19 protein-coding genes and 2 rRNA genes (1 of these 21 cut by a window edge) are annotated in these 23,819 nt (G+C 73.2%); 14 read left to right on the top strand and 7 right to left on the bottom strand.

The features are described 5' to 3' along the window. From DXZ73_RS12375 to DXZ73_RS40070, 4 genes are all read left to right on the top strand, one after another. Positions 1 to 1,261, top strand: a 23S ribosomal RNA gene (locus DXZ73_RS12375) (it extends 1,864 nt beyond the left edge of the window). Positions 1,262 to 1,371: 110 nt separating this feature from the next. After that, positions 1,372 to 1,488 (top strand): 5S ribosomal RNA (gene rrf / locus DXZ73_RS12370). Between the two features lie 220 nt (positions 1,489 to 1,708). Next, positions 1,709 to 2,860: a hypothetical protein gene (locus DXZ73_RS40270; protein WP_162889880.1), complete on the top strand. Its 1,152-nt coding sequence runs from the start codon at positions 1,709 to 1,711 to the stop codon at positions 2,858 to 2,860. A 65-nt stretch (positions 2,861 to 2,925) separates the two neighbouring features. Further along, positions 2,926 to 3,771, top strand: coding sequence for a hypothetical protein (locus tag DXZ73_RS40070; RefSeq protein ID WP_425315913.1), 846 nt, complete (start codon positions 2,926 to 2,928; stop codon positions 3,769 to 3,771). Between the two features lie 82 nt (positions 3,772 to 3,853). Here DXZ73_RS40070 and DXZ73_RS12360 read toward each other — a convergent pair whose 3' ends face one another. Further along, complete coding sequence (locus DXZ73_RS12360; RefSeq protein ID WP_116211050.1) at positions 3,854 to 5,143, bottom strand: DUF1015 family protein; 1,290 nt, start codon at positions 5,141 to 5,143, stop codon at positions 3,854 to 3,856. Positions 5,144 to 5,218: 75 nt separating this feature from the next. Between DXZ73_RS12360 and DXZ73_RS12355 the strand changes: the two genes are divergently transcribed. Then, positions 5,219 to 6,247 (top strand): HAD-IIA family hydrolase, encoded by a 1,029-nt coding sequence (locus DXZ73_RS12355; protein WP_116211049.1) that lies wholly within the window; start codon positions 5,219 to 5,221, stop codon positions 6,245 to 6,247. A 69-nt stretch (positions 6,248 to 6,316) separates the two neighbouring features. Here DXZ73_RS12355 and DXZ73_RS12350 read toward each other — a convergent pair whose 3' ends face one another. Further along, complete coding sequence (locus DXZ73_RS12350) at positions 6,317 to 7,162, bottom strand: siderophore-interacting protein (RefSeq protein ID WP_116211048.1); 846 nt, start codon at positions 7,160 to 7,162, stop codon at positions 6,317 to 6,319. Positions 7,163 to 7,241: 79 nt separating this feature from the next. After that, positions 7,242 to 8,273: an ABC transporter substrate-binding protein gene (locus tag DXZ73_RS12345; protein ID WP_116211047.1), complete on the bottom strand. Its 1,032-nt coding sequence runs from the start codon at positions 8,271 to 8,273 to the stop codon at positions 7,242 to 7,244. Between the two features lie 63 nt (positions 8,274 to 8,336). Between DXZ73_RS12345 and DXZ73_RS12340 the strand changes: the two genes are divergently transcribed. The 3 genes from DXZ73_RS12340 to DXZ73_RS12330 are packed head-to-tail and all read left to right on the top strand — an operon-like array spanning position 8,337 to position 11,400. After that, entirely contained in the window at positions 8,337 to 9,386 is a 1,050-nt protein-coding gene (locus DXZ73_RS12340) for a FecCD family ABC transporter permease (RefSeq protein ID WP_116211046.1), read from the top strand. A gap of 2 nt (positions 9,387 to 9,388) precedes the next feature. Then, a complete protein-coding gene (locus DXZ73_RS12335; RefSeq protein ID WP_240351322.1) occupies positions 9,389 to 10,435 on the top strand; it encodes a FecCD family ABC transporter permease in 1,047 nt (348 codons plus the stop codon). Continuing rightward, positions 10,396 to 11,400, top strand: a complete 1,005-nt coding sequence (locus DXZ73_RS12330; RefSeq protein ID WP_425315826.1) for an ABC transporter ATP-binding protein — start codon at positions 10,396 to 10,398, stop codon at positions 11,398 to 11,400. The genes DXZ73_RS12335 and DXZ73_RS12330 overlap by 40 nt, the downstream gene beginning before the upstream one ends. Here the strand turns inward: DXZ73_RS12330 and DXZ73_RS12325 are convergent. Next, on the bottom strand, positions 11,348 to 11,695 hold the full coding sequence (locus DXZ73_RS12325; RefSeq protein ID WP_116211043.1) for a sterol-binding protein: 348 nt from the start codon (positions 11,693 to 11,695) through the stop codon (positions 11,348 to 11,350). The genes DXZ73_RS12330 and DXZ73_RS12325 overlap by 53 nt on opposite strands. A gap of 68 nt (positions 11,696 to 11,763) precedes the next feature. Between DXZ73_RS12325 and DXZ73_RS12320 the strand changes: the two genes are divergently transcribed. From DXZ73_RS12320 to DXZ73_RS12310, 3 genes are read left to right on the top strand one after another with little or no spacing between them, the layout of a single operon-like run. Then, positions 11,764 to 12,030: a hypothetical protein gene (locus DXZ73_RS12320; protein WP_116211042.1), complete on the top strand. Its 267-nt coding sequence runs from the start codon at positions 11,764 to 11,766 to the stop codon at positions 12,028 to 12,030. A 13-nt stretch (positions 12,031 to 12,043) separates the two neighbouring features. Beyond that, the gene (locus DXZ73_RS12315; RefSeq protein ID WP_116211041.1) at positions 12,044 to 12,859 is read left to right on the top strand and encodes a TlyA family RNA methyltransferase; all 816 of its coding nucleotides are present in this window, start codon (positions 12,044 to 12,046) and stop codon (positions 12,857 to 12,859) included. After that, on the top strand, positions 12,856 to 13,827 hold the full coding sequence (locus tag DXZ73_RS12310) for an NAD kinase (protein ID WP_275898577.1): 972 nt from the start codon (positions 12,856 to 12,858) through the stop codon (positions 13,825 to 13,827). The genes DXZ73_RS12315 and DXZ73_RS12310 overlap by 4 nt, the downstream gene beginning before the upstream one ends. A 128-nt stretch (positions 13,828 to 13,955) precedes the next feature. Here the strand turns inward: DXZ73_RS12310 and DXZ73_RS12305 are convergent, their stop codons facing one another. Further along, positions 13,956 to 15,404, bottom strand: a complete 1,449-nt coding sequence (locus DXZ73_RS12305; RefSeq protein ID WP_116211040.1) for a S41 family peptidase — start codon at positions 15,402 to 15,404, stop codon at positions 13,956 to 13,958. Positions 15,405 to 15,524: 120 nt separating this feature from the next. On the opposite strand from DXZ73_RS12305, the gene recN reads away from it, so the two are divergent. Together recN and DXZ73_RS12295 are read left to right on the top strand one after the other, a co-directional pair. Continuing rightward, on the top strand, positions 15,525 to 17,279 hold the full coding sequence (gene recN, locus DXZ73_RS12300; RefSeq protein WP_116211039.1) for a DNA repair protein RecN: 1,755 nt from the start codon (positions 15,525 to 15,527) through the stop codon (positions 17,277 to 17,279). Between the two features lie 317 nt (positions 17,280 to 17,596). Beyond that, positions 17,597 to 18,730: a glycosyltransferase family 4 protein gene (locus tag DXZ73_RS12295; RefSeq protein ID WP_116211038.1), complete on the top strand. Its 1,134-nt coding sequence runs from the start codon at positions 17,597 to 17,599 to the stop codon at positions 18,728 to 18,730. A gap of 262 nt (positions 18,731 to 18,992) precedes the next feature. Here DXZ73_RS12295 and DXZ73_RS12290 read toward each other — a convergent pair whose 3' ends face one another. Beyond that, positions 18,993 to 20,594: a PucR family transcriptional regulator gene (locus tag DXZ73_RS12290; protein ID WP_116211037.1), complete on the bottom strand. Its 1,602-nt coding sequence runs from the start codon at positions 20,592 to 20,594 to the stop codon at positions 18,993 to 18,995. Positions 20,595 to 20,704: 110 nt separating this feature from the next. Between DXZ73_RS12290 and DXZ73_RS12285 the strand changes: the two genes are divergently transcribed. After that, positions 20,705 to 22,012: an MFS transporter gene (locus DXZ73_RS12285; protein ID WP_116215571.1), complete on the top strand. Its 1,308-nt coding sequence runs from the start codon at positions 20,705 to 20,707 to the stop codon at positions 22,010 to 22,012. On the opposite strand, the gene DXZ73_RS12280 is transcribed toward DXZ73_RS12285, so the two are convergent. Further along, a complete protein-coding gene (locus tag DXZ73_RS12280) occupies positions 22,009 to 23,811 on the bottom strand; it encodes a glycoside hydrolase family 15 protein (protein ID WP_205519158.1) in 1,803 nt (600 codons plus the stop codon). The two genes, DXZ73_RS12285 and DXZ73_RS12280, sit on opposite strands and share 4 nt — an antisense overlap. Positions 23,812 to 23,819: the final 8 nt, after the last annotated feature.

Below are 23,819 nucleotides of genomic sequence, written 5' to 3'. Positions count from 1 at the left end.
CGGGTGAACTATGGTTAAGGAACTCGGCAAAATGCCCCCGTAACTTCGGGAGAAGGGGGGCCATTTCCGGTGATGAGTCTTGCACTCTGAGCTGGGGGTGGCCGCAGAGACCAGCGAGAAGCGACTGTTTACTAAAAACACAGGTCCGTGCGAAGCCGTAAGGCGATGTATACGGACTGACGCCTGCCCGGTGCTGGAACGTTAAGGGGACCGGTTAGCTCCATTTCGGTGGGGCGAAGCTGAGAACTTAAGCGCCAGTAAACGGCGGTGGTAACTATAACCATCCTAAGGTAGCGAAATTCCTTGTCGGGTAAGTTCCGACCTGCACGAATGGCGTAACGACTTCTCGACTGTCTCAACCATAGGCCCGGTGAAATTGCACTACGAGTAAAGATGCTCGTTTCGCGCAGCAGGACGGAAAGACCCCGGGACCTTTACTATAGCTTGATATTGGTGTTCGGTTCGGCTTGTGTAGGATAGGTGGGAGACTGTGAAGCGGGCACGCCAGTGTTCGTGGAGTCGTCGTTGAAATACCACTCTGGTCGTGCTGGATGTCTAACCTGGGTCCGTGATCCGGATCAGGGACAGTGTCTGGTGGGTAGTTTAACTGGGGCGGTTGCCTCCTAAAGAGTAACGGAGGCGCCCAAAGGTTCCCTCAGCCTGGTTGGCAATCAGGTGTTGAGTGTAAGTGCACAAGGGAGCTTGACTGTGAGACCGACGGGTCGAGCAGGGACGAAAGTCGGGACTAGTGATCCGGCGGTGGCTTGTGGAAGCGCCGTCGCTCAACGGATAAAAGGTACCCCGGGGATAACAGGCTGATCTTCCCCAAGAGTCCATATCGACGGGATGGTTTGGCACCTCGATGTCGGCTCGTCGCATCCTGGGGCTGGAGTCGGTCCCAAGGGTTGGGCTGTTCGCCCATTAAAGCGGTACGCGAGCTGGGTTTAGAACGTCGTGAGACAGTTCGGTCCCTATCCGCTGTGCGCGTAGGAATATTGAGAAGGGCTGTCCCTAGTACGAGAGGACCGGGACGGACGAACCTCTGGTGTGCCAGTTGTCCTGCCAAGGGCATGGCTGGTTGGCTACGTTCGGGAGGGATAACCGCTGAAAGCATCTAAGCGGGAAGCCTGCTTCGAGATGAGTATTCCCACCCCCTTTGAGGGGTTAAGGCTCCCAGTAGACGACTGGGTTGATAGGCCAGGTGTGGAAGACCGGTAACGGTTGGAGCTGACTGGTACTAATAGGCCGAGGGCTTGTCCTCAGTTGCTCGCGTCCACTGTGTGGTTCCCGGGTTGCGAACAGTCGCACCGGTTGAACCAGTATGTATCTCTTAATTGAAGAGTGTGCTTGTTCGCTAGAACCCGATAGGGTTTCGGTGGTCATAGCGTTAGGGAAACGCCCGGTTACATTCCGAACCCGGAAGCTAAGCCTTTCAGCGCCGATGGTACTGCATGGGGGACCGTGTGGGAGAGTAGGACGCCGCCGAACAATCTTTCAAGGACCCTTGGTCCCAGCGTTCACGCTGGGACCAAGGGTCCTTTTTGTATTTTGCTCTGTATTTTGTCGAAGCGCGCCTGTCAGTTGGGTGCGCGAGAATGACTGCGGTACCCGAAGACAGGAGTCACGTCGATGTCCACCAACTCTCCCGACGATCGATCGGGCGGCGACCGGGGCGGCTTCCGCCGCGACGACCGACCGGCATACCGGCGTGACGACCGTGGTGACGACCGACGCGGCGGTCCGCGCCGTGAAGGCGACCGCGGTGGGCGTCCCGCCGGCGGTGGTTTCCGTCGTGACGACCGTGGCGGCAGCGACCGTCCGTCGTTCCGTCGTGACGACCGCGCCCCGCGCCGTGACGATGACCGCGGTGGCTTCCGCGGTGGCCGCGACGACCGTGGTGGACGTCCCGCCGGCGGTGGCTTCCGCCGCGACGACCGCCCCTCTTTCCCGCGTGACGACCGCGCGCCGCGCCGTGACGACGACCGTGGCCCCCGCCGCGATGACCGTCCGTCCTTCCGTCGCGATGACCGCGCCCCTCGCCGTGACGACGAGCGCGGCGGTTTCCGTGGTGGCCGTGACGACCGTGGCGGCAATGACCGTCCGTCGTTCCGCCGTGACGACCCCCGTGGTCCGCGTCGCGATGACGACCGTGGTGGCTTCCGCGGTGGGCGTGATGACCGTGGCCCGCGCCGTGACGATGACCGTGGTGGGCGTCCCGTCGGCGGTGGTTTCCGTCGTGACGACCGTGGCGGCAGCGACCGTCCGTCGTTCCGCCGTGACGACCGTGCCCCGCGCCGTGATGACGACCGTGGCCCCCGCCGCGACGACGACCGCGGTGGCTTCCGTCGCGATGACCGTCGTGACGACCGCCCCTCCTTCCGCCGTGACGACCGTGCGCCGCGTCGTGACGATGACCGTGGCCCCCGTCGTGATGACGACCGTGGTGGTTTCCGTCGTGACGACCGTGGCGGCAGCGACCGTCCGTCGTTCCGTCGCGATGACCGTGGTCCGCGTCGTGATGACGACCGTGGTGGCTTCCGCGGTGGGCGTGATGACCGTGGCCCGCGCCGTGACGATGACCGTGGTGGTTTCCGTCGTGACGACCGTGGCGGCAGCGACCGTCCGTCGTTCCGTCGTGACGACCGCGCCCCGCGCCGTGACGACGACCGCGGCCCCCGTCGCGACGACGACCGCGGTGGTTACCGCGGTGGCCGCGACGACCGTGGCGGTCGCCCGAGCGGTGGCGGCTATGGGCGTCGTGACGACCGGCAGGGTGGCGGCGGCTACCGTGGCGGGCGCGACGAGCGCTCCGGTGGTTACGACCGGCGTGACGACCGGGACCGTGACCGCGAGCCCGTGAAGCGTCTGCCGATCCCCGACGACGTGACCGGCGACGAGATCGACAAGGACGTCAAGCAGGAGCTCATGAGCCTGCCGAAGGGCCTTGCCGAGGAGGTCGCGCGCAACCTCGTCATGGTGGCGAACCTGCTGGACGAGGACGCGGAGCAGGCCTACGCCTACTCCCGGATCGCCCTGCGCCTCGCGTCCCGCGTCGCCGCCGTGCGGGAGGCCGCCGGCTTCGCCGCGTACGCCACGGGCAGGTACACCGAGGCGCTGGCCGAGTTCCGCGCCGCGCGCCGGATGACCGGTTCCGTCGAGCTGTGGCCCGTGATGGCGGACTGCGAGCGCGGCATGGGCCGCCCGGAGCGTGCGCTGGCCATGGCCGGTGAGCCCGAGGTGCACAAGCTGGACAAGGCCGGCCAGGTCGAGATGCGGCTCGTCGCCGCCGGTGCCCGCAAGGACATGGGCCAGGCGGACGCGGCGGTCGTGACCCTGCAGAGCCCCGAGCTCGCGTCGAACTCGATCCAGCCGTGGACGGCCCGCCTGCGCTACGCCTACGCCGACGCGCTGCTCGCCGTGGGTCGCCAGGACGAGGCGCGCGAGTGGTTCGCCAAGGCCCTCGAGGCGGACCAGGGCGGCATGACGGACGCCTCCGACCGTCTCGCGGAGCTGGACGGCGTCGAGTTCATGGACGCCATGGTCGAGGCGGACGAGGACGACGAGACCCCGGCCGTCACCGCCGAGGCCGACGCCGCAGTGGTGGAGGACGCCCCGCAGCCGGTCGAGACCCCGGCCGAAACCCCGGCGGCGGCCCCGCAGTTCGTGGAGCCCGTCATGCCCGAGCAGCCCACCGAGGCCGCCGAGCCCGCCGAGGAGAAGGCAGCCGAGGACAAGCCGGTCGAGGACAAGGCGTCCGACGACAAGAGCTGACCGCTGCCGCGCCGGCGGCACAGCGCAAAGGGCGGAACCCCCACCGGGGGTTCCGCCCTTCGGCGTTCGCGCCGCCGGTCGTTCAGTTCAGGGCGAGGCTGCGGAGGACCAGTCCCGTGGCCGGCTTGGGGCCGAAGGAGGTGGACTTGCGGGGCATGGTGACGCCCTGCTCGGCCAGCTCCCGTACGACGTCCTCGCACACCGGGTGCATCAGGACCGCCGTGCCGCCGTGCCGTTCGGCCTGCTTGACCGCGGCGGCCGTCTCGTGGATGTAGCCGATGTGCTCGGGGTCGTCCGGAACGCGCCAGATGTGTTCCAGCAGGACCGAGTGCAGAACCGTCGCGTCGAGCGTGCGCCACGCCTCCGGGCGGTCGGTGGGGACCGTACGCGCGAGGAGGGCGGGGTCGGGGCTGTCGAGGAGGTGGAAGCGGCCGTCGCCGGCGAGCACGAAGGCGTTGCGGTCCTTGCCGGTCGCCTCGGCGAGCGCGTCCAGGGCCTCCGGCAGGGAGCCTTCGAGCGTCCGCACGCGGAAGGCGCTGCCGACGGCCGCGAGTGCGTCCGCGATCGGCAGGCGGTGCAGCAGGCGGTGGATGGCCCGTACGCGCAGGGGGTAGCGGGCGGTGTCGACGAGGAGGACCAGGCCGAAGTCCCAGGGGCTGTCGGCGGGTTGCTCGGCGCGCAGCCGGAGGTAGGTGGCCCAGCGGTGGTGGCCGTCGGCGATGAGGGCCCGCTGCCGGGACAGGTCGGCGCCGATCGTGCTCAGCTCGGCCGGATCGGTGACGGACCACAGGCGGTGGGCGTAGCCGTCGTCGGTGGTGGTGGACAGCAGCGGCGCGGAACGGGTCACCCGGTCGATGACGCCCGCCGCGCCGCCGTCGCTGTCGTCACCGCGGTAGGAGAAGAGCAGCGGTTCGAGATTGGCGCCCGTGCCGCGCATCAGGGCCGCCCGGTCCTCGATGATGTGCGGCATCACGTCCTCGTGGGGGAGCACGACGCCCTCCTCGCGGGGGCTGAGGCGCAGGGCCCCGATGAGGCCGCGCTGCAGTATGCCGTCGCCCCGCTGCTCGTAGACGTAGAGCGCGGGCTCGGGGTCGGCCGCGAGGATCCGCTCGTCCTGCCAGCGGCGCAGCGTCTGCGCCGCCTGCCGGTGCCGGTCCGCGGCCGTGGCGGCCTGCGGGAGGATGAGCCGGACGATGTTGTGCGGATCCGCGGTCTCCAGGTGGCGCAGGCCGTCGGGCCGCACGACGACGTCGTACGGTGGTGAAGTCACGGCGGCGAGGCTGCCGACCCGCTCCGGGACATAGCGCAGCCCCCGGAATGGCGCGAGTTCGAGACCCTGCCTTCTATCCCCTGTTCGGCCTGGAGTGCTCATTGGGAAATGTTATGTCTCATGGCCGGATGAGCAATGATCGGGGAAGAGACGTACAGCACAAGGAGTGGGTGCACGATGAACCAGACCGTCCGGATCCGGCCCGACGGCAGCCGTGAGCCGCTCGGCGCGGCCTATGACACGGCGCTGCTGGACCTCGACGGCGTGGTGTACGCGGGCGGCGAGGCCATCGCGTACGCCGTCGAGTCGCTGGGGACGGCGCGGGACGGGGGGATGCACCTCGCCTATGTGACGAACAACGCCGCCCGTACGCCGGAGACGGTCGCCGCGCACCTGACGGACCTCGGCGTGCCCGCCGAACCCTCCGACGTGATCACCTCGGCGCAGGCCGTGGCGCGGCTGATCGCCGATCAGATCCCGGCCGGGTCAAGGGTGTTGGTGATCGGGGCGGAGGGCCTGCGGGTCGCGCTGGAGGAGCGCGGGCTGGTGCCCGTGGACTCGGCGGACGACGATCCGGCCGCGGTGGCGCAGGGCTACGGCGGGCCGGACATGCCGTGGTCGCGGCTGGCGGAGGCGTCGTACGCGGTGGCGCGGGGCGTGCCGTGGTTCGCCTCCAACACGGATCTGACGATCCCCAGCGCGCGGGGCATCGCGCCCGGCAACGGCGCGGCCGTGCAGGTCGTACGGATAGCGACGGGCGCCGAGCCGCAGGTGGCGGGGAAGCCGCTGCCGCCGATGCACCGCGAGACGGTGCTGCGTACGGGCGCGGCGCGGCCGCTGGTCGTCGGCGACCGGCTGGACACGGACATCGAGGGGGCGCACGTCGGCGGCGTGGACTCGCTGCTCGTCCTGACCGGCGTGACCACGGCGGCCCAGCTGCTCGCCGCGCCGCCGGAGCACCGGCCGACGTATGTGGCGGAGGACCTGCGGGGGCTGCTCCTGGCGCAGCCCGACGTCGACGCTGTCGACGGGGGGTTCCGGTGCGGTGGATGGACGGCCGCGGTGGCGGACGGAGAGCTCGCCCTGACGGGTTCGGGGGAGCCGATCGACGGCCTGCGGGCGTTGTGCGGCGCCGCCTGGTCGGCGGCCGGATCCGGGGAGTGCGAGCTGGACGCGGGGAAGGCGCTGGCGCGTCTGGGGTTCTAGCGCGGCCGGTTGGGGTCCGCCCGGTCACGCCGAACGGCGCGGGAGCCCATGGCTCCCGCGCCGTTCGCGTCACGCCAGCTCGGCCAGCAGGTCCTCCTCCGACGCGCCCCGGCGCCAGTAGCCCGTGAAGGTCACCGCACGGCGGTCGAAGCCGCGCTCGCCGACCAGGTGGCGGCGGACGGCGCGGACCGTGCCGGATTCGCCCGCGATCCAGGCGTAGGGGGTGCCGGTGGGCAGTTCGGCCGCGCGCACCGCGTCGAGCAGCGGGGTCGCGTGGCCGGCGCCCCGTACCAGCCAGGTGATGTCCGCGGAGGCTGCGGTCGGCAGATCCTGGACGTCGTCCGCGTGCGGCACCTCGATCCAGACCTTCGCCCGGGTGCCCTCGGGCAGCCAGGCGAGGATGCCGGCGACGGCGGGGAGGGCGGTCTCGTCGGCGGTGACGAGGATCCAGTCGGTGCCGGTCGGCGGCTGGAAGTCGACGCCGCCGTTGTCCTCGGCGACGGGGCCGAGGACAACGGCGCGGTCACCGGGGCGGGCGGCCTGCGCCCAGTTGGTGGCCGGGCCGCCGTGGCCGTTCGCGTCGCCGTGGACGGCGAAGTCGACGTCGAGCTCGGCGGGGTCGTCGCGCAGTTCGCGGATGGTGTACGAGCGCATGACGGCTCGTACGGCCGGGTCCTGGGTGCGCCATTCCGCGAACCAGCCCTCGCCGAGGTTCTCGGGGAGGACGGGCGCGTCCTGGCCGGGCTGCGGCAGGAACAGCTTGAAGCGCTGGTCGCGGCCGCCGCTGACGGCCGTGTCGAGGCCGTCCCCGCCGAAGGTCACGCGGATCATGGCGGGGCTGACCCGTACCGTCCGCAGGACGTGCAGGTCGAAGAAGCGGTACGGGACGGCGGTGGGGGCGGTGGTGGCGGTCATGCGGGGCGTGGTCCTTTCGGCTGACGCGGCGGGCGCGACGGGCGCGGCCGTGGGTGGCCGCGGCTGACGTGAGGATCCGTCAGGTGACCTTCTTGGCCTTGTCGACCGCGGCGGCGAGGCTCTCGACGAGCGGTGCGCATCCGGCGTAGGAGTAGCGCGGTTCGCTGAGCCAGGGGGTGATCTGGCCGGCCTTGACCGCGGGCAGGTCCGCCCAGGTGGGCTTGGCGGCGAGGTCCTTGGGCTGGAGGGTGGCGGTGCGGTTGTCGAGGAGGATCAGGTCGGCGGGGTACTTGCCGGCGTTCTCCCAGCTGAGGCTCTCGAAGAAGCCGCCGGTGACCTTGTCGGGGACGACGAGTTCGATGCCGAGCTGCTTGAAGTAGGTGAGGTCGGCGTAGACGGCGGGGTCGGAGACGTAGAGCATGTCGGCGGAGCCGGAGGCGGCGAGGACCTTGAGGCCCTTGTGGTCGCGGGCGGCCTTGCGGAGGGTCTCGGACGCCTTCTCGAAGCGCTGCTTGGCGTCGGTGACCGGCTTCGCCTGCAGGTCGGCGCCGAGCGACTTCGCGAGCTCCGCGTAGCGCCCGATGACGTCGGTGAGCGACTTCTTGGAGGTGCTGATGCCGACGCTCGGGGCGAGGCCGAGGATCTTCTTCTTGCTGTCGTCGGGGACGTACCAGAGTTCCTGGCCCTGGATCATGTTGGTGACGAGCAGCTCGGGGCCCATGGCGGCGTACTTCTCGACGTTGAACTCGCCCCAGGCGTTGCCGAGGATCGTCACCTTCCCGACGTCGAGGTCGCCGGCCTGCGGGTCGGGCTTGCCGTCCTTGAGCTTGGTGGGGCCGAAGACGCCCGCGCAGTCGAAGCCGAAGTCGTGGAGGGCGGCCGCGGAGCCGGTGAAGGCGACGACCTTCTTCGGGGCCTTGCCCGCCTTGGCGGTCTCGCCGCGGTCGTCCTTGAAGGCCCAGGAGCCGCCCGAGGAGCCGGAGTCGGAGCCATCGGCGGATTTTCCGCCCCCGCAGGCGGTCAGGAGGACGCCGGCGCCGAGCGCGCCACCCGCCGTCAGAAGGCCACGGCGGGACAGGTTGGTGATGCCTGGGATGCGGGGGGTGCTCATGGGGATGCGCTTCTCTCGGTACTCAGTCGAAGGGGCGTTGTCAGGGTAGGCTAACCTAACCTGGTGTTGGTCGACAGTCTCCCCGAATCCCCGGCGGCACCGCCCCGCTCCGCGCCGCCCGGCCGGAACGCGGCCCGTGCGGCAGGGCTGTTCGCCGCGCTGGGAGCCCTGCTCCTGGTCGCCGTCGCGAGCATCGCCATCGGCGCCAAACAGATCCCCCTCGACCAGGTGTGGGACGCGCTCTTCCACTCCGCGTCCGGGTCCGACGCCGTGGTCGTCCGCGAAGTGCGCCTGCCCCGCACCCTCCTGGGCATCCTGGTCGGCGCCGCGCTCGGACTCGCGGGCGCGGTGATGCAGGCGCTCACCCGCAACCCCCTCGCCGAACCCGGCATCCTCGGCGTCAACGCCGGGGCCGCGGCCGCCGTCGTCTCCGCCATCAGCTTCCTGGGCATCGGCACGATCAGCGGCTACATGTGGTTCGCCTTCCTCGGCGCGGCCGTCGTCGCCGTGGCCGTCCACTTCCTCGGCGGCAGCCGCAGCGCCACCCCGGTCCGCCTCGCGCTCGCGGGCACCGCCGTGACGTACGCGCTGTACGGCTACGTCTACTCCGTCCAGCTCATGGACTCCGCCGCGCTGGACCGGATGCGTTTTTGGACGGTCGGCTCGCTCGCCTCCGCCGACATGGGGACCGTCGGCCGGATCGCGCCCTTCATCGTCCTCGGCGTCGTCCTCGCCCTCGCGCTCGCCCGGCCCCTCAACGCCATGGCGCTCGGCGACGACACCGCCCTCGCGCTCGGCTCCCGGCCCACGCTCACCCGCGTCCTCGCCATGGCCGCCGTCACGCTGCTGTGCGGCGCGGCGACCGCCGCCTGCGGGCCGATCGTCTTCGTCGGCCTGATCGTCCCGCACCTCGTCCGCGCCCTCACCGGCCCCGACCTCCGCTGGATCCTGCCGTACGCGGCCGTCCTCGCGCCCGTGCTGCTGCTCGGCGCCGACGTGCTCGGACGGGTCGTCACCCGGCCCGGCGAGCTCCAGGTCGGCATCGTGACGGCGGTGATCGGCGGGCCCGTCTTCATCCACCTCGTACGCCGCCGGAGGGTGGTCCAGCAGTGAGTGTGTCGTCACCCCCCAGGCCCAAGGTGGTCCGCACCCGCGGCGGGCTCTCGCTGCGCGTGGACACGCGGGCCGTCCTCGTCGTCGCGGCTCTGCTGGCCCTCGCCGCGGCCGCCGCCGTCGCCCTCATCGGCACCGGCGACTTCCCGATGTCCCCGGCCGAGGTCGTACGGACCCTCACCGGCGGCGGCACGCCCGCGCAGGAGTTCATCGTCCGGGACCTGCGGCTGCCGCGCGTCCTCGTCGGACTGCTCGTCGGCGCCAGCCTGGGGCTGGCGGGCGCGGTCTTCCAATCCGTCTCCCGCAACCCGCTGGGCAGCCCGGACGTGATCGGCTTCGGCCAGGGCTCGGCGGCCGGGGCGCTCGTCGTCATCATCCTCTTCCACGGCGACCCGTTCGCCGTCGCGGCCGGGGCCGTCGTCGGCGGGATCGCCACCGGCATCGCCGTCTACCTGCTGGCGTGGAAGAAGGGCGTCCACGGCTACCGCCTCGTCCTCGTGGGCATCGGCGCGGCCGCCGTGCTCACCGGCGTCCGGGACTACCTGATGACCCGGGCCGACCTCGCCGACGCGGCCCGCTCGATGGTCTGGATGGTCGGCTCGCTCAACGGCCGCGACTGGGGCCAGGTGTGGCCCCTGCTGTGCGTGGCGGCCGTGCTCTTCCCCGTGGTCATCGGCCAGGGCCGGGCCCTGCGGATGCTGGAGATGGGCGACGACGCGGCGTACGCGCTGGGCGTACGGGCCGAGCGCGTACGGATCGTGGTGATGGGCGCCGCCGTCCTGCTGACCGCCGCCGCGACCGCCGCGGCCGGACCCGTCGGCTTCGTGGCCCTCGCCGCACCCCAGCTCGCCCGGCGGCTGACCCGGGCGCCCGGCCCCAACCTGCCCGCCTCCGCGTGCATGGGCGCCGTCCTGCTCATCACCGCGGACTGGGTCTCCCAGCGGCTCTTCGGCGCCGACCAGCTGCCCGTCGGCGCAGTGACCGGCGTGCTCGGCGGCTGCTATCTGCTGTGGCTGCTCTTCACCGAGCGCAAGGCGGGCCGGATATGACGCCGGGCACGCGGCACACGCCGGACACGACGAACGAACAAGGAGAGACCACCGTGAGCGACGTACGCGAGGCCGCCGTGCGGCCGGCGGCCGAAGCGGCAGGAGAGACCCGGGAGAGCCGGCTGACGGCGGAGTCCGTCACCCTCTCCTACGACCAGCGGGTCATTGCGGAGAACCTCTCCGTCGCCGTCCCCGACCACTCCTTCACGGTGATCGTCGGCCCCAACGCCTGCGGCAAGTCGACCCTCCTGCGCGCCCTCTCGCGCATGCTCAAACCGGCCGCCGGAGCCGTGCTCCTCGACGGCGCGGCCATCGACTCGTACCCCGCCAAGCAGGTCGCCCGCACGCTCGGACTGCTCCCGCAGTCCTCCGTCGCCCCGGACGGGATCACCGTCGCCGACCTCGTCGCCCGCGGCCGCTACCCCCACCAGGGGCTGCTGCGGCAGTGGTCGCGGGAGGACGAGCGGATCGTCGTGGAGTCGATGACCGCGACCGGCGTCGACGCCCTCGCCGACCGGCACGTCGACGAGCTGTCCGGCGGGCAGCGCCAGCGCGTCTGGATCGCCATGGCCCTCGCCCAGCAGACCCCGCTGCTGCTCCTGGACGAGCCGACCACCTACCTCGACATCCAGCACCAGATCGACGTGCTCGACCTGTGCGCCCAGCTGCACGAGGAGCAGGGCCGTACCCTCGTCGCCGTCCTCCACGACCTCAACCACGCCGCCCGCTACGCCACCCACCTCATCGCCATGCGCGACGGCCGGGTCGTCGCCGAGGGGAAGCCGGGGGAGGTGGTCACGGCAGAGCTGGTGGAGAAGGTGTTCGGGCTGCGGTGCCAGGTCATCGACGACCCCGAGACCGGCACCCCCCTGGTCGTCCCCGCCGCCCGGCGCCGGCGGACGCCCGCCGGCGCTACAGCAGGGACCGCAGCCGCAGCACGTCCCGCAGGCTCGCCTGCACCCTGACCCGGCCCGAGGCCCACGCCTTCGCGAAGCTCAGCCGGCCGTGCACCAGGGCCACCAGATCGTCGCCCGACATCGTCAGGGCGATCTCCGCCCGCCGCTCGGGGGTGCCCGGCACGGTCCGCACGTCCTGGATGTGGCCGCCCGCCAGGTGGCCCGTGAAGGTGACGTCGAGATCGGAGAGGTGGCAGCTGAGCGAGCGGTCGGGCGCGGCGGCGTCCCGCAGGTCACCGCTCGCCCCCGCGAGATTCTCCGCCAGCCGGTCGAGTGCCTCCCGGCACTCCTCGATGGTCGCCATGGGGAGGGACGCTACCCCAGAGGTTCGCGTACGCCGCACAGGCGCCGGGACGGGGTAGCGTCAAAGGCATGACCGATCCGATGACCGGCGCACCGCAGGACGAACGGGAGGCCGGGCCCCTGCCGCTCGGCGTCGACCGCGCCCCCACCGGCGACCCCGCCGTGGACGGCCTGCTCGTCCGGCTGGCCGACGCCGACCACCTCGCCGCGAGCGGTCACCTGGAGGTGTACGAGGATGTACACCGGGGCCTGCGCGACGCGCTCACCGCGCTCGACCGGCACCCCGGGCCGACGGCGCCCTCCGGCGCGCCCGCTTCGTACGACAACAGGAGCTGAACCACCCGTGGCAGTGACCCGCCCGCGACGCAGCCGACTCGACGCCGAGCTGGTGCGCCGGAAACTCGCCCGCTCCCGCGAGCACGCGAGCCAGCTCATCGCGGCGGGCCGGGTGACCGTCGGCGGCGCGACCGCGACCAAGGCGGCCACACAGGTGGAGATCAGCGCCGCCGTCGTCGTCACCGACGACGAGAACGACCCGGACTACGTCTCCCGCGGCGGCCACAAGCTCGCGGGCGCCCTCGCCGCCTTCGGCCCCCGCGGGCTGCGGGTCGAGGGCCGCCGCGCGCTCGACGCGGGCGCCTCCACCGGCGGCTTCACCGACGTCCTGCTGCGCGCGGGCGCCGCCCACGTCGTCGCCGTCGACGTCGGCTACGGACAGCTCGCCTGGTCGCTGCAGAGCGACGAGCGGGTCACCGTGAAGGACCGCACCAACGTCCGTGAGCTGACGCTGGAGCAGATCGACGGCAAGCCCGCCGACATCGTCGTCGGCGACCTGTCCTTCATCCCGCTCGGCCTCGTGCTGCCCGCGCTCGTGCGCTGCGCCGCCCCCGACGCGGACCTCGTCCTCATGGTCAAGCCGCAGTTCGAGGTCGGCAAGGAGCGGCTCGGCAGCGGCGGCGTGGTGCGCAGCACCCAGCTGCGGGCCGAGGCGGTCGTCGCGGTCGCGGGCCAGGCGGCCGCGCTCGGGCTCGGGGTGCTGGGCGTGACGGCCAGCCCGCTGCCGGGACCCTCGGGCAACGTCGAGTACTTTCTGTGGCTGCGCGCCGGAGCGCCTGAACTGGACCCGGCGGACGTTGACCGTGCAGTGGCGGAGGGGCCCCGTTGACCACTTCAGAAGCAGCATCAGCAGCATCGGCACAGACCCGGGCGGCAGCCGGGGGGGAGGCGACGGCCGGGGGCCGTCGGGTCTTCCTGCTCGCCCACACCGGCCGCCCCGCGGCCATCCGCAGCGCCGAACTCGTCGTCCAAGGGCTGCTGCGCTGCGGCATCGGGGTGCGCGTGCTGGCCGAGGAGGCCGCCGACCTGCCGCTGCCGCCCTCGGCCGAACTCGTCGAGGCGGGGCCGGACCGGCCCGACGTCCTGGAGGGGTGCGAGCTGCTGATCGTGCTCGGCGGTGACGGCACGCTGCTGCGGGGCGCGGAATTCGCCCGGCGCTCCGGGGTGCCGATGCTGGGCGTCAACCTCGGCCGGGTCGGCTTCCTCGCCGAGGCCGAGCGCGACGACCTCGACAAGGTCGTGGACCGGGTGGTGACCCGGGCGTACGAGGTCGAGGAGCGGATGACCCTCGACGTGCTCGTCCGCACCGACGGCCACATCGTGCACACCGACTGGGCGCTGAACGAGGCGTCCGTGGAGAAGGCCGCGCGGGAGCGCCTGCTGGAGGTCGTCACCGAGGTCGACGGCCGGCCGGTGTCCCGCTTCGGCGGCGACGGCGTCGTCTGCGCGACCCCCACCGGCTCGACCGCCTACGCGTTCTCGGCGGGCGGCCCGGTGGTCTGGCCGGAGGTCGAGGCCCTGCTGATGGTCCCCATCAGCGCGCACGCCCTCTTCGCCAAGCCGCTGGTCACGGCGCCGGACTCGGTGCTCGCGGTGGAGGTGCAGCCGCAGACGCCGAACGGGGTGCTGTGGTGCGACGGGCGGCGCACGGTGGAACTGCCGGCGGGCGCGCGGGTGGAAGTGCGCCGGGGAGCGGTCCCGGTGCGGCTGGCCCGGCTGCACCACGCGTCGTTCACGGACCGGTTGGTGGCGAAGTTCGCGCTGCCGGTTGCCGGGTGGCGGGGCGCGCCGCATTAGTTTTTGGCTTGTCCTGGGTGCGGGTTCGTCGCCGGGTGCGGGTTTCGTTGCCGCCTGCGGCGGAGCGTCCTGCGGGCGCGTCCTCAATCGCCGGACGGGCTGATTTCGCTGGTTACGGTCCGCGAAATTCAACCCGTCCGGCGTTTGAGGACACCGAGGGCCACGCTCAGCGCTCCCTCCGGGCTCGTCGCGACGTCCGGGGGGATGCCCGCGCCGTCGTACGTCGTGCGGTGGTCCCGCGCGCTCAAGTACTCCTCGTTCGGGAGCCAGAACCGCCAGCCGTTCGGCAGCGTCCGCTCCAGCCGGTCCGAGAACAGCCCCTGTGTGTTCTCGCCGATGAGCACCGGCTTCGGGTCGCGGGCGAGCAGCGCCTGGGTGAGGGTCTCGCCCGCGCTGATCGTCAGCCGGCTGGTGAGGACGGTCAGCGGGCCGGTGTAGACGGGCCCGTGGTGCGGGCGGGCCCCGACCGGCTCGGCGGGGGTGAACTTCCGTGGGTCGTGGGCGTCGTTCCGCGCGTGCTTGAGATAGGCCGTGTACGGCCGCCCGGTCAGCCGCTCGGCCACGTCCAGCGCGAGGCGGTCCGAGCCGCCGCCGTTGAACCGCAGGTCGAGGACCAGGCCGCGCAGGGCGTCCGGGCCGCTCGTCCGGGCGGCGGTGAAGACGTCGTCGAGGGCCTTGCCGAGCGTGGCCGCGTCGGCCTCGTAGGTGTTGCCCTTCGCGTAGCCCTGGAACGTGGTGACGCGGAGGAAGCCGATCCGGCCGGGCAGCCCGGCGTAGGTGATCTTCCCGCCCGCCCAGGACCGTTCGTCCTCGCCGCCGGCGGCCTCGACGCTTTCGGAGACGGCCCGGTCGATACGGGTCCGCTCCTGTTCGTCGGGGAGGACGGTGTCCTCGCGGTGCCCGCTGAAGAAGCCTTCGGGGTGCTGCGGGTCGACCAGCCCGGTGTGCCCGTCGTGGAGCGGCCGGATCATCTCCGACAGGACGGAGAACAGCTCGCCCTTGTCGGTGGCGGCCGTGATCCGGGGCCGGTAGCGGTCCCGTACGGCGTTCCAGTCGATGTGCCGCGCGGCGAAGAAGGGGTAGTTCTCGGCGTACGTCCGCCAGAAGGTGTCGAAGACCTTCCGCGGGTCCGCGTCCGGGCTCGGCGCGATCGTGCCGCGGCAGTTCGCGGGCAACGCGGCGATCCGCCGCAGTGTGCGGTGGCCCACGTCGTCGCCGAACGCCAGCTCCGCCCGGTCGCGCCCCTTCGGCGTCACCGTGAGGGGCGCCTCGCCCTCCTGCCGGAAGGGGCCGGAGGCGTCGGAGCGGGTCGCGGTCAGGTCACCGGGCAGGCAGCCGACGGCCGTGGTCTCGTACGTCCGCAGCCGGCGGCCACCGCCGTCCACGGCGACGACCGTGCCGTAACCGTCCGTGCGCCATGTGCCGTCGAGCGCGGCCGGGCGGGAATCCGTACCGCCCGGAGCGTCCGCGAGCGCGCTCGCGGAGCCGACGGTGCTGGTCAGGGCGACGGCCGCGGCGAGGAGCAGCGCCGCCGCGTGGGGGGTGCGGGACCGGGCGGTCGTGCGGGCTGACGTCATGGGACAAGCCTGTTCGGTAAGGGGCACCGAGGCCATGGGGCAGTCACCCGGACCGGTGGTGGGGCTGTCCCCAGGGGGACCGACGGGGGTGGCCGTCGCGAGGGGGCCCCGGAACCTCGTATGGTCGTACCCGTGTTGGAGGAGATGCGGATCCGGTCCTTGGGCGTCATCGATGACGCGGTGGTCGAGCTGTCGCCCGGTTTCACCGCGGTGACCGGCGAGACCGGCGCGGGCAAGACCATGGTCGTCACCAGCCTCGGTCTGCTGCTCGGCGGGCGGGCCGACCCCGCGCTGGTGCGGACGGGCGCCAAGAGCGCCGTGGTCGAGGGGAGGATCACCGTCGACCGCCGGTCGCCCGCGGCCGTCCGGGCGGAGGAGGCGGGCGCCGAACTCGACGACGGCACCCTGCTGATCAGCCGCACCCTCTCCGCCGAGGGGCGTTCGCGCGCCCATGTGGGCGGCCGGAGCGTGCCCGTCGGCCTGCTCGCCGAGCTCGCCGACGACCTCGTGGCCGTGCACGGGCAGACCGACCAGCAGGGGCTGCTCAGACCCGCCCGGCAGCGGCAGGCCCTCGACCGGTACGCGGGCGACGCCGTGTCCGTGCCGCTCGCCAAGTACGCCGGTGCCTATCGCAGGCTGCGGGCCGTCGCCGCCGAGCTGGCCGAGCTGACCACGCGGGCCCGCGAGCGGGCCCAGGAGGCGGACCTGCTGCGCTTCGGCCTGGACGAGGTCGCCGCCGTCGAACCGCTGCCCGGCGAGGACACCGAACTGGCCGCCGAGGCCTCCCGCCTCGGCCACGCCGAGGCCCTCGCCTCCGCCGCCACCGTCGCCCACGCCGCCCTCGCGGGCAACCCCGAGGACCCCGAGGGCATCGACGCGGCCACCCTGGTCGCGGGCGCCCAGCGGGCGGTGGAGGCCGTGCGCTCCCACGACCCGGCCCTGGCCGGCCTCGCCGACCGGATCGGCGAGATCGGCATCCTGCTGTCCGACGTGGCCGGGGAGCTCGCGGGCTACGCCTCCGACCTGGACGCGGACCCGCGGCGGCTCGCGGCCGTCGAGGAGCGGCGGGCGGCCCTGACCCACCTGACGCGCAAGTACGGCGAGGACATCACGGGCGTCCTCGCCTGGGCGGAGGCGGGCGCGGCCCGCCTCGGCGAGCTGGAGGGCGACGACGAGCGCATCGGCGAGCTGACCGCCGAACGGGACGCGTTGCGCACCGAACTCGGCGAGCTCGCGCAGGCGCTGACCGACGCGCGGACGGAGGCGGCCGAGCGGTTCGCCGAGGCCGTCACCGAGGAGCTCGCCTCGCTGGCGATGCCGCACGCGCGCGTGTCCTTCGAGATCGGCCAGACCGAGGTCGCGGAGTCGGAGGCCGACCACGGCATCGAGGTCGGCGGGCGGGCCGTCGCCTACGGGCCGCAGGGCGCCGACGAGGTCGAGCTCTACCTCGCCCCCCACCCCGGCGCCCGGCCGCGCCCCATCGCCAAGGGCGCCTCCGGCGGTGAGCTGTCGCGCGTCATGCTCGCCGTCGAGGTGGTGTTCGCGGGCTCCGACCCCGTGCCGACGTACCTCTTCGACGAGGTCGACGCCGGGGTCGGCGGCAAGGCGGCCGTCGAGGTGGGCCGCCGCCTGGCCCGCCTCGCGCGGACCGCGCAGGTCGTGGTCGTCACCCACCTGCCCCAGGTGGCCGCGTTCGCCGACCGCCACCTGGTGGTCGAGAAGACCCACGACGGCTCGGTGACCCGCAGCGGCGTCCAGGCGATGGAGGGGGAGGCGCGGGTGCGGGAGCTGTCCCGCATGCTGGCGGGCCAGGAGGATTCTCACCTGGCCCGGGCTCATGCGGAGGAGTTGCTGGCTGCGGCGCGGGGGCTTTAGGGGCTCGCGCCCCAGGCCCCGGGTGCGGGTTTCGTTGCCGCCTGCAGCGGGGGCGGCCTGCGGCCGCGTCCTCAATCTCCCCCAGCTACCGCTGGGAGGTGCCCCCACGGGCTGAGTTTCCGCGCACGTCATCCGTCCTCGTGGGGACTTGGGCGCCAAGAATCACCTATGTGAGTGAATCCGCGGATACGTGGGCGAGGTAAGGCGGCCAACCCGCGAGACGGTGGTGCCGGGATGTCGGCCGAGGCTGGCATCCTGGGCGCGGCACCGCCGCGCCGTCCGTCCTCGCCCGACGCCGAATCAGGAGCTTCACCCGCGTGAGCAGCACACCCGCCTCGCCGCACGGGCGCCCACCCCTGCACGCCGTGCAAGTGCTGGGCGGCGGCGGTTCCGGCAGCGGACCGCACGTGCGGTCGCTGGCCGCCGGGCTGGTCGCGCGCGGGCTGCGGGTGACGGTGTGCGCACCGCGGCGCACGGGCGAGGGGTACGGCTTCACGGGCGCCGGGGCCGTCGGCGGTGCCTCCTTCGCGCCGCTGCGGACCGGCCCGGACGCCCTGGCCGTCGCCGGCATCCGGGCCGCGAGCACGGGCGCGGACGTGGTCCACGCCCACGGCCTGCGGTCGGGGGTGCTCGCGGCGCTCGCGCTGCGGGGACGGCGTACGCCCCTGGTCGTCACCTGGCACACGAGGGCGCGCGCGGCAGGAGCGCGCGCCCAGTTCGTGCGGCTGATGGAGCGGCAGGCGGCCCGCACCGCGGCCGTCGTGCTCGGGGTGACCTCGGAGCTCGTCGACCGGGCGCGGCTGCGCGGCGCGCGGGACGCCCGGCTGGCCCCCGTCGGGGTGCCCGCGCCGCGCCCCGCCCCCGAGGACGACGAACCGGCGCGGCACAAGGCGCGGGCCGAACTCGGCGCCGTCGCCCGGCCCTTGCTCGTCACCGTCGGGCGGCTGGAAGCGGGCCAGGGCCACGGCCCCCTCCTCGACGCGGCCCGCGCCTGGCGCGAACTCGACCCGGAGCCCCTCCTCATCGTGGCCGGCGAGGGCCGCGAACGGCCCCTCCTCCAGCGCAGGATCGAGACGGAGTGCCTGCCCGTCCGCCTGGTGGGGCACCGCGACGACGTACCGGACCTGCTGGCGACGGCCGACGTGGCGATCCTCTCCAGCCGGTGGGAGGCCCGCTCCGTGCTCGCCCAGGAGGCGCTGCACGCGGGCGTCCCCCTGGTGGCGACCGCGGTCGGCGGCGTACCGGACCTGGTCGGCGAGGCGGCCGAGCTCGTCCCGTACGGGGATGCCGCCGCGCTGGCCGCCGCGGTGAGCCGGCTGCTCGCCGATCCGGTCCGGCGGGCGGAGCTCTCGGCGGCGGGGCGGGAGCAGGCGGCGACGTGGCCGTCGGAGGACGACACGGTGGCGCACGTGCTGAGCGTGTACGACGAGCTGAGCCGGCGGCTTCGCTAGCCGGGCCTGCGGCTGCTTTCCCCGATGGCTGCGGGTGCGTTGCCGCCTGCGGCGGGAGCGGCCTGCGGCCGCGTCCTCAAACGCCGGACGGGCTGGAAAACCAGCCCGTCCGGCGTTTGAGGACAGCGCGCGAAGCGTGCTTCGGGGTCTGGGGCGGAGCCCTCACGCGGCGGAGCCGCAAATTGACACAGCCGGGAAGGGGCGGGATAGGGGGACAAAGCCCGCCGCAGGCGCACCCGAGCGCGGGTCCGGGGAAGAAGACCTAGCTCACGTGGCGGCGTGCGCGCAGGGCCAGGTTCAGGGAGAGTGCCGTCTGCGGGTCCTCCAGATCCGTGCCCAGGAGGCGTGCGATGCGGGCCAGGCGGTCGTAGAGCGTCTGGCGGTTGAGGTGGAGCTCGCGCGCCGTCTCCGCCTTGCGGCCCGCGTGGGCGAGGTACGTCTCCAGCGTCGGCAGCAGCGCCGGGCGCGACGCGCGGTCGTGGGCGATCAGCGGGCCGATCACCCGGTCGACGAACGCCGCCAGATCGCCCTGGGAGCGCAGCCGCCACAGCAGCACGTCGACGTCCAGCTGCCGGACGTCGTGCCAGGTCCGGTCCGGCAGGCCGCGGGCCGCGGTCGCGGCCTCGGCGGCGTGGCGCAGGGCCGCGCCCACCGCCTCCCACCCGGTCGGCGCGCCCGCCACGACCACGGGGAGCCGCAGGCCCGCCCGCTCCGCCCCGGCCCGCAGCGCCGCGGCCACCCGGTCCGCGACGGTGGGGCGTTCCGCGTCGTCCCGCAGCCCGACCAGCAGCGGTATCCGGCCCTCCGGCAGCCGTACGCCCAGCAGCACCGGCGCGCCCACCGCGGCCAGCTCCTCCTGCACCGCGCACACCAGCGCGGCCCAGCTGTCGGGCGGCACCAGGTCGCTGGACAGCCGCAGCACCATCGGCAGCAGCGGGCCGGGGCCCGGCCGGAAGCCCAGCACCCGGGCCTGGGCCGGGGCGTCCGCCGGGTCGACGCGGCCGTCCGCGAGGCCGGAGAGGAAGTCGCCGCGGCCGCGCGCCGCCAGCTCCTCCTCCTGCCGGGCCTGGAGGAGGACGACGGCCAGCAGCCCGGCCGTACGGTCCGCGGCGATGCGGTGCACGGGCGCCAGCGGCGCGTTCACCGGCAGTACGGTCAGCCGGGCCCGTACGGCGCCGGGTCCGGGGCCCTGGCCGGGGATGTCGGTGGTCAGCGCGCCCGCGAGCCCCGCGTCCCGCAGCCCTTCCCACACCTGGAGCGGATCGGCGGCGCCCGTCCGGCCCGCGGGCCCCGCCGCGTACAGCAGCCGCCCGTCCGGCGTCTGGAGGAAGACGGGGTTTCCGGTGAAGCCCGCGAACAGCCGCAGCACCTCGGGCACCCCGCCGCCGCCCAGCAGCACCTCCGTGCACTGCCGGTGGACCTCCTCGGCGCGCCGCAGCAGGGCGTAGTGCTCGTTGACCAGCTCGGTGTGGATCTCCTCGGTCACCGCGACGAACGGCACCTCCCGGTGCAGCTGGACCAGCGGCAGCCCGTACGAGCGGGCCGTGTCCACGACCGCCGCGGGCAGCGTCGCGAACCGCGCGCCCAGCTCCACCACCAGGGCAGCGATGCCCCGCTCCGCCAGCCCCCGGACGAAGCCGCGCTGTTCCGCGGGCCGGCTGCCCAGGCCGAGCCCGGTCGTCAGCAGCAGCTCGCCGCCCTTGAGGAGGGTGGCGATGTGCGGGGCCTCGCCCGCGTGCACCCAGCGCACCGGGCGGTCGAGCCGGTCGCCCGCGGCCAGCACCTCGGGCAGGCCCTTGCGCAGGGCGGGCAGGTCGAGCGCCCGCGCCACGGTGATCGTCCCTTGCGGGCCTTGCGGTTCCATGACCGGGAACGCTACTCGGCCCACCCCCGCGCGGACCACCGTCACCGGCCCCCGGCGGGACCCCGGCCGGGCTCTGCCGGGGCGTGCGGGCCGCCCTTACGCTGTCGCGCATGACCGCAGCCCCCGAGTCCGCGTCGGACTCCTCCGACATACCCGGCATATCACCGGAAGTCGACCCCGTCGCCGTCCAGCGGCACACCGTCAGGGTCCTGATGTCGGCGCAGGTCGCCGCCGGGATCGGGATCGGTTCGATGATCTCCTCCGGGGGGATCCTGATCGAGCACCTCACCGGCTCCGAGGCCGTCGCGGGCCTCGGCACCACCCTGACGACCCTCGGCGCCGCCCTGCTGTCCGTGCCCCTGGCCACCCTCTCCCGGGCCCGCGGGCGCCGGGCCGGGCTCGGCACCGGCTGGCTGGTCGCCGCCGCCGGGGCGCTGACCGTGCTGCTGGCGGCGGGCGCGGACCTGCCGCCCCTGGTGCTGCTCGGGATGCTGCTCATCGGCGCCGGTACGGCGTCCAACCTCCAGTCCCGCTACGCGGCCACCGACCTCGCCGTGCCGCGCTCCCGGGCCCGCGCGCTGTCGCTGGTCGTCTGGTCCACCACGGTCGGCAGCGTCCTCGGCCCCAACCTCAGCGGTCCCGGCGCCGCGCTCGCCCGAGCGCTGGGGGTGCCCGACGCGGCGGGCCCCTTCGTCTTCTCCCTCGTGGCCTTCTGCACGGGGGCGGCGATCGTCCACCTGCGGCTGCGCCCCGACCCCCTGCTGCTGGCCGCCCGGAACGCCGCGGAGACCTCCGGGAACACCGTCGCACGGGCCCGTTTCCGTACCCGAATGAGCGGAGCCCTGCGTCATGTGTCGGCGTCACCCTCGGCGCTGACCGGGCTGACCGCGCTGGTCCTCGGGCATGCCGTGATGGTGTCCGTGATGACGATGACGCCCATTCACCTGGCCCATCAAGGCGCCTCGCTGAGCGTCGTGGGCTTCACCGTCAGCCTGCACATCGCCGGGATGTACGGCCTGTCTCCGCTGGTGGGACGGCTGACGGACCGGATCGGCCGGGTGCCGGTGATCCTGCTCGGGCAGGTGGTCTACGTCGCCGCGACCCTGCTCGCGGGCACCGCGGGCAGCCGCCGGTGGGCGGTCACCGCCGGGCTGCTGCTCCTGGGCATCGGCTGGTCCTGTGCGACCGTCGCCGGGTCCACGCTGCTCAGCGAGTCCGTGGACGCCGAGCACCGGGCGGAGGTCCAGGGGCTCTCCGACACCCTGATGAACCTCGTCGGCGCGGCGGGCGGGGCGCTCTCCGGCGGGCTCGTCGCCGCCGCGGGCTACGGCGGCCTCAACGCCGCCGCAGCCGTGCTGGTCCTCCCCGTCAGCGCCGCCGCGCTGTACTTCGCGCTCCGGAAGCCGGAGCGGCGCTAGCCCCCGAAGGCGCTGGACGCGGTGAGCCGCAGTGCCGTGTCGATCAGCGGCACGTGGCTGAAAGCCTGCGGGAAGTTGCCGACCTGCCGCTGGAGGCGCGGGTCCCACTCCTCCGCGAGCAGTCCCAGGTCGTTGCGGAGCGAGAGCAGCTTTTCGAACAGTTGCCGTGCCTCGTCGACCCGGCCGATCATCGCGAGGTCGTCGGCGAGCCAGAACGAGCAGGCGAGGAAGGCCCCTTCGTCGCCCTCCAGCCCGTCCACGCCGCACTCGTCCCCGGCCGTGGGGTAGCGCAGGACGAAGCCGTCCGGGGTGGACAGCTCCCGCTGGATCGCCTCGATGGTGCCGATGACGCGCTTGTCGTCGGGCGGCAGGAAGCCCATCTGCGGGATGAGCAGCAGGGAGGCGTCCAGCTCCTTCGACCCGTAGGACTGGGTGAAGGTGTTGCGCTCCTTGTCGTACCCCTTCTCGCAGACGTCCCGGTGGATGTCCTCGCGCAGCTCGCGCCACCGCTCCAGCGGGCCGTCCACGTCACCGGCCTCGATGAGCTTGATGGTGCGGTCCACCGCCACCCAGGCCATCACCTTGGAGTGCACGAAGTGCCGGCGCGGGCCGCGCACCTCCCAGATGCCCTCGTCCGGCTCGTTCCAGTGGTCCTCGAGGTAGCCGATCAGCCGCAGCTGGAGCAGGCTCGCGTAGTCGTTGCGCGCGAGGCCCGTCATGTGCGCGAGGTGCAGCGCCTCGGTGACCTCGCCGTAGACGTCGAGCTGGAGCTGGTCGGCCGCGCCGTTGCCGATCCGTACGGGCCGGGAGTTCTCGTAGCCCGGCAGCCAGGACAGCTCGGCCTCGCCCAGCTCGCGCTCGCCGGCGATGCCGTACATGATCTGCAGGTTCTCGGGGTCGCCCGCGACCGCGCGCAGCAGCCACTCGCGCCAGGCGCGGGCCTCCTCGCGGTAGCCGGTGCGCAGCAGCGAGGAGAGGGTGATCGCCGCGTCCCGCAGCCAGGTGAAGCGGTAGTCCCAGTTCCGGGAGCCGCCGATGTCCTCGGGCAGCGAGGTGGTCGGCGCCGCGACGATGCCGCCCGTCGGCGCGTAGGTGAGCGCCTTGAGCGTGATCAGCGACCGGACGACGGCGTCCCGGTAGGGGCCGTGGTACGTACAGTGCTCGACCCACTCCTGCCAGAACTCCTCCGTGGCCACCAGCGACCCCTCCGGGTCGGGCAGCGCCGGGGCGTCGTTGTGCGAGGGCTGCCAGCTGATGGTCAGCGCGACGCGCTCGCCGGGGGCGACGGTGAAGTCGGAGTACGTCGTGAGGTCCTTGCCGAAGGTGTCGGCGGTGGTGTCCAGCCATACCGAGTCGGGCCCGGCCACGGCCACCGTGCGGTCGCCGACCTTGTGCACCCACGGCACGACGCGGCCGTAGGAGAAGCGCATCCGCAGCGCCGAGCGCATCGGCACCCGGCCGCTGACGCCCTCCACGATCCTGATCAGCTGCGGCGCCCCGTCGCGCGGGGGCATGAAGTCGATCACCCGCACGGTGCCGCGCGGGGTGTCCCACTCGGATTCGAGCACGAGGGAGTCCCCCCGGTACCGGCGGCGGTCGGCCCGCGGCGGCGCCGCCCCCGAGGGGTGCGCGGGGCCGACCCGCCAGAAGCCGTGTTCCTCCGTGCCGAGCAGGCCGGCGAACACGGCGTGCGAGTCGAAGCGCGGGAGGCACAGCCAGTCGGCCGTGCCGTCCCGGCAGACCAGGGCGGCGGTCTGCATGTCACCGATGAGTGCGTAATCCTCGATACGCCCGGCCACGTCATCTC

This window comes from Streptoverticillium olivoreticuli subsp. olivoreticuli, from assembly GCF_003391135.1.
GTDB classification, from domain to species: Bacteria; Actinomycetota; Actinomycetes; order Streptomycetales; family Streptomycetaceae; genus Streptomyces; species Streptomyces blastmyceticus.
The sequence above is the reverse complement of the archived record's forward strand: the minus strand, read 5'-3'. Positions and strand labels throughout refer to the sequence as shown.

What these genes read in the sequence shown, in the direction of transcription:
- DXZ73_RS40070 (WP_425315913.1), top strand. Translation starts at nt 2,926, where the DNA reads ATGAGCCTGCCGAAGGGCCTTGCCGAGGAGGTCGCGCGCAACCTCGTC.
- DXZ73_RS12360 (WP_116211050.1), bottom strand. Translation starts at nt 5,143, where the DNA reads ATGAGCACTCCAGGCCGAACAGGGGATAGAAGGCAGGGTCTCGAACTC.
- DXZ73_RS12355 (WP_116211049.1), top strand. Translation starts at nt 5,219, where the DNA reads ATGAACCAGACCGTCCGGATCCGGCCCGACGGCAGCCGTGAGCCGCTC.
- DXZ73_RS12350 (WP_116211048.1), bottom strand. Translation starts at nt 7,162, where the DNA reads ATGACCGCCACCACCGCCCCCACCGCCGTCCCGTACCGCTTCTTCGAC.
- DXZ73_RS12345 (WP_116211047.1), bottom strand. Translation starts at nt 8,273, where the DNA reads ATGAGCACCCCCCGCATCCCAGGCATCACCAACCTGTCCCGCCGTGGC.
- DXZ73_RS12325 (WP_116211043.1), bottom strand. Translation starts at nt 11,695, where the DNA reads ATGGCGACCATCGAGGAGTGCCGGGAGGCACTCGACCGGCTGGCGGAG.
- DXZ73_RS12320 (WP_116211042.1), top strand. Translation starts at nt 11,764, where the DNA reads ATGACCGATCCGATGACCGGCGCACCGCAGGACGAACGGGAGGCCGGG.
- DXZ73_RS12305 (WP_116211040.1), bottom strand. Translation starts at nt 15,404, where the DNA reads ATGACGTCAGCCCGCACGACCGCCCGGTCCCGCACCCCCCACGCGGCG.
- recN (WP_116211039.1), top strand. Translation starts at nt 15,525, where the DNA reads ATGGTCGTACCCGTGTTGGAGGAGATGCGGATCCGGTCCTTGGGCGTC.
- DXZ73_RS12290 (WP_116211037.1), bottom strand. Translation starts at nt 20,594, where the DNA reads ATGGAACCGCAAGGCCCGCAAGGGACGATCACCGTGGCGCGGGCGCTC.
- DXZ73_RS12285 (WP_116215571.1), top strand. Translation starts at nt 20,705, where the DNA reads ATGACCGCAGCCCCCGAGTCCGCGTCGGACTCCTCCGACATACCCGGC.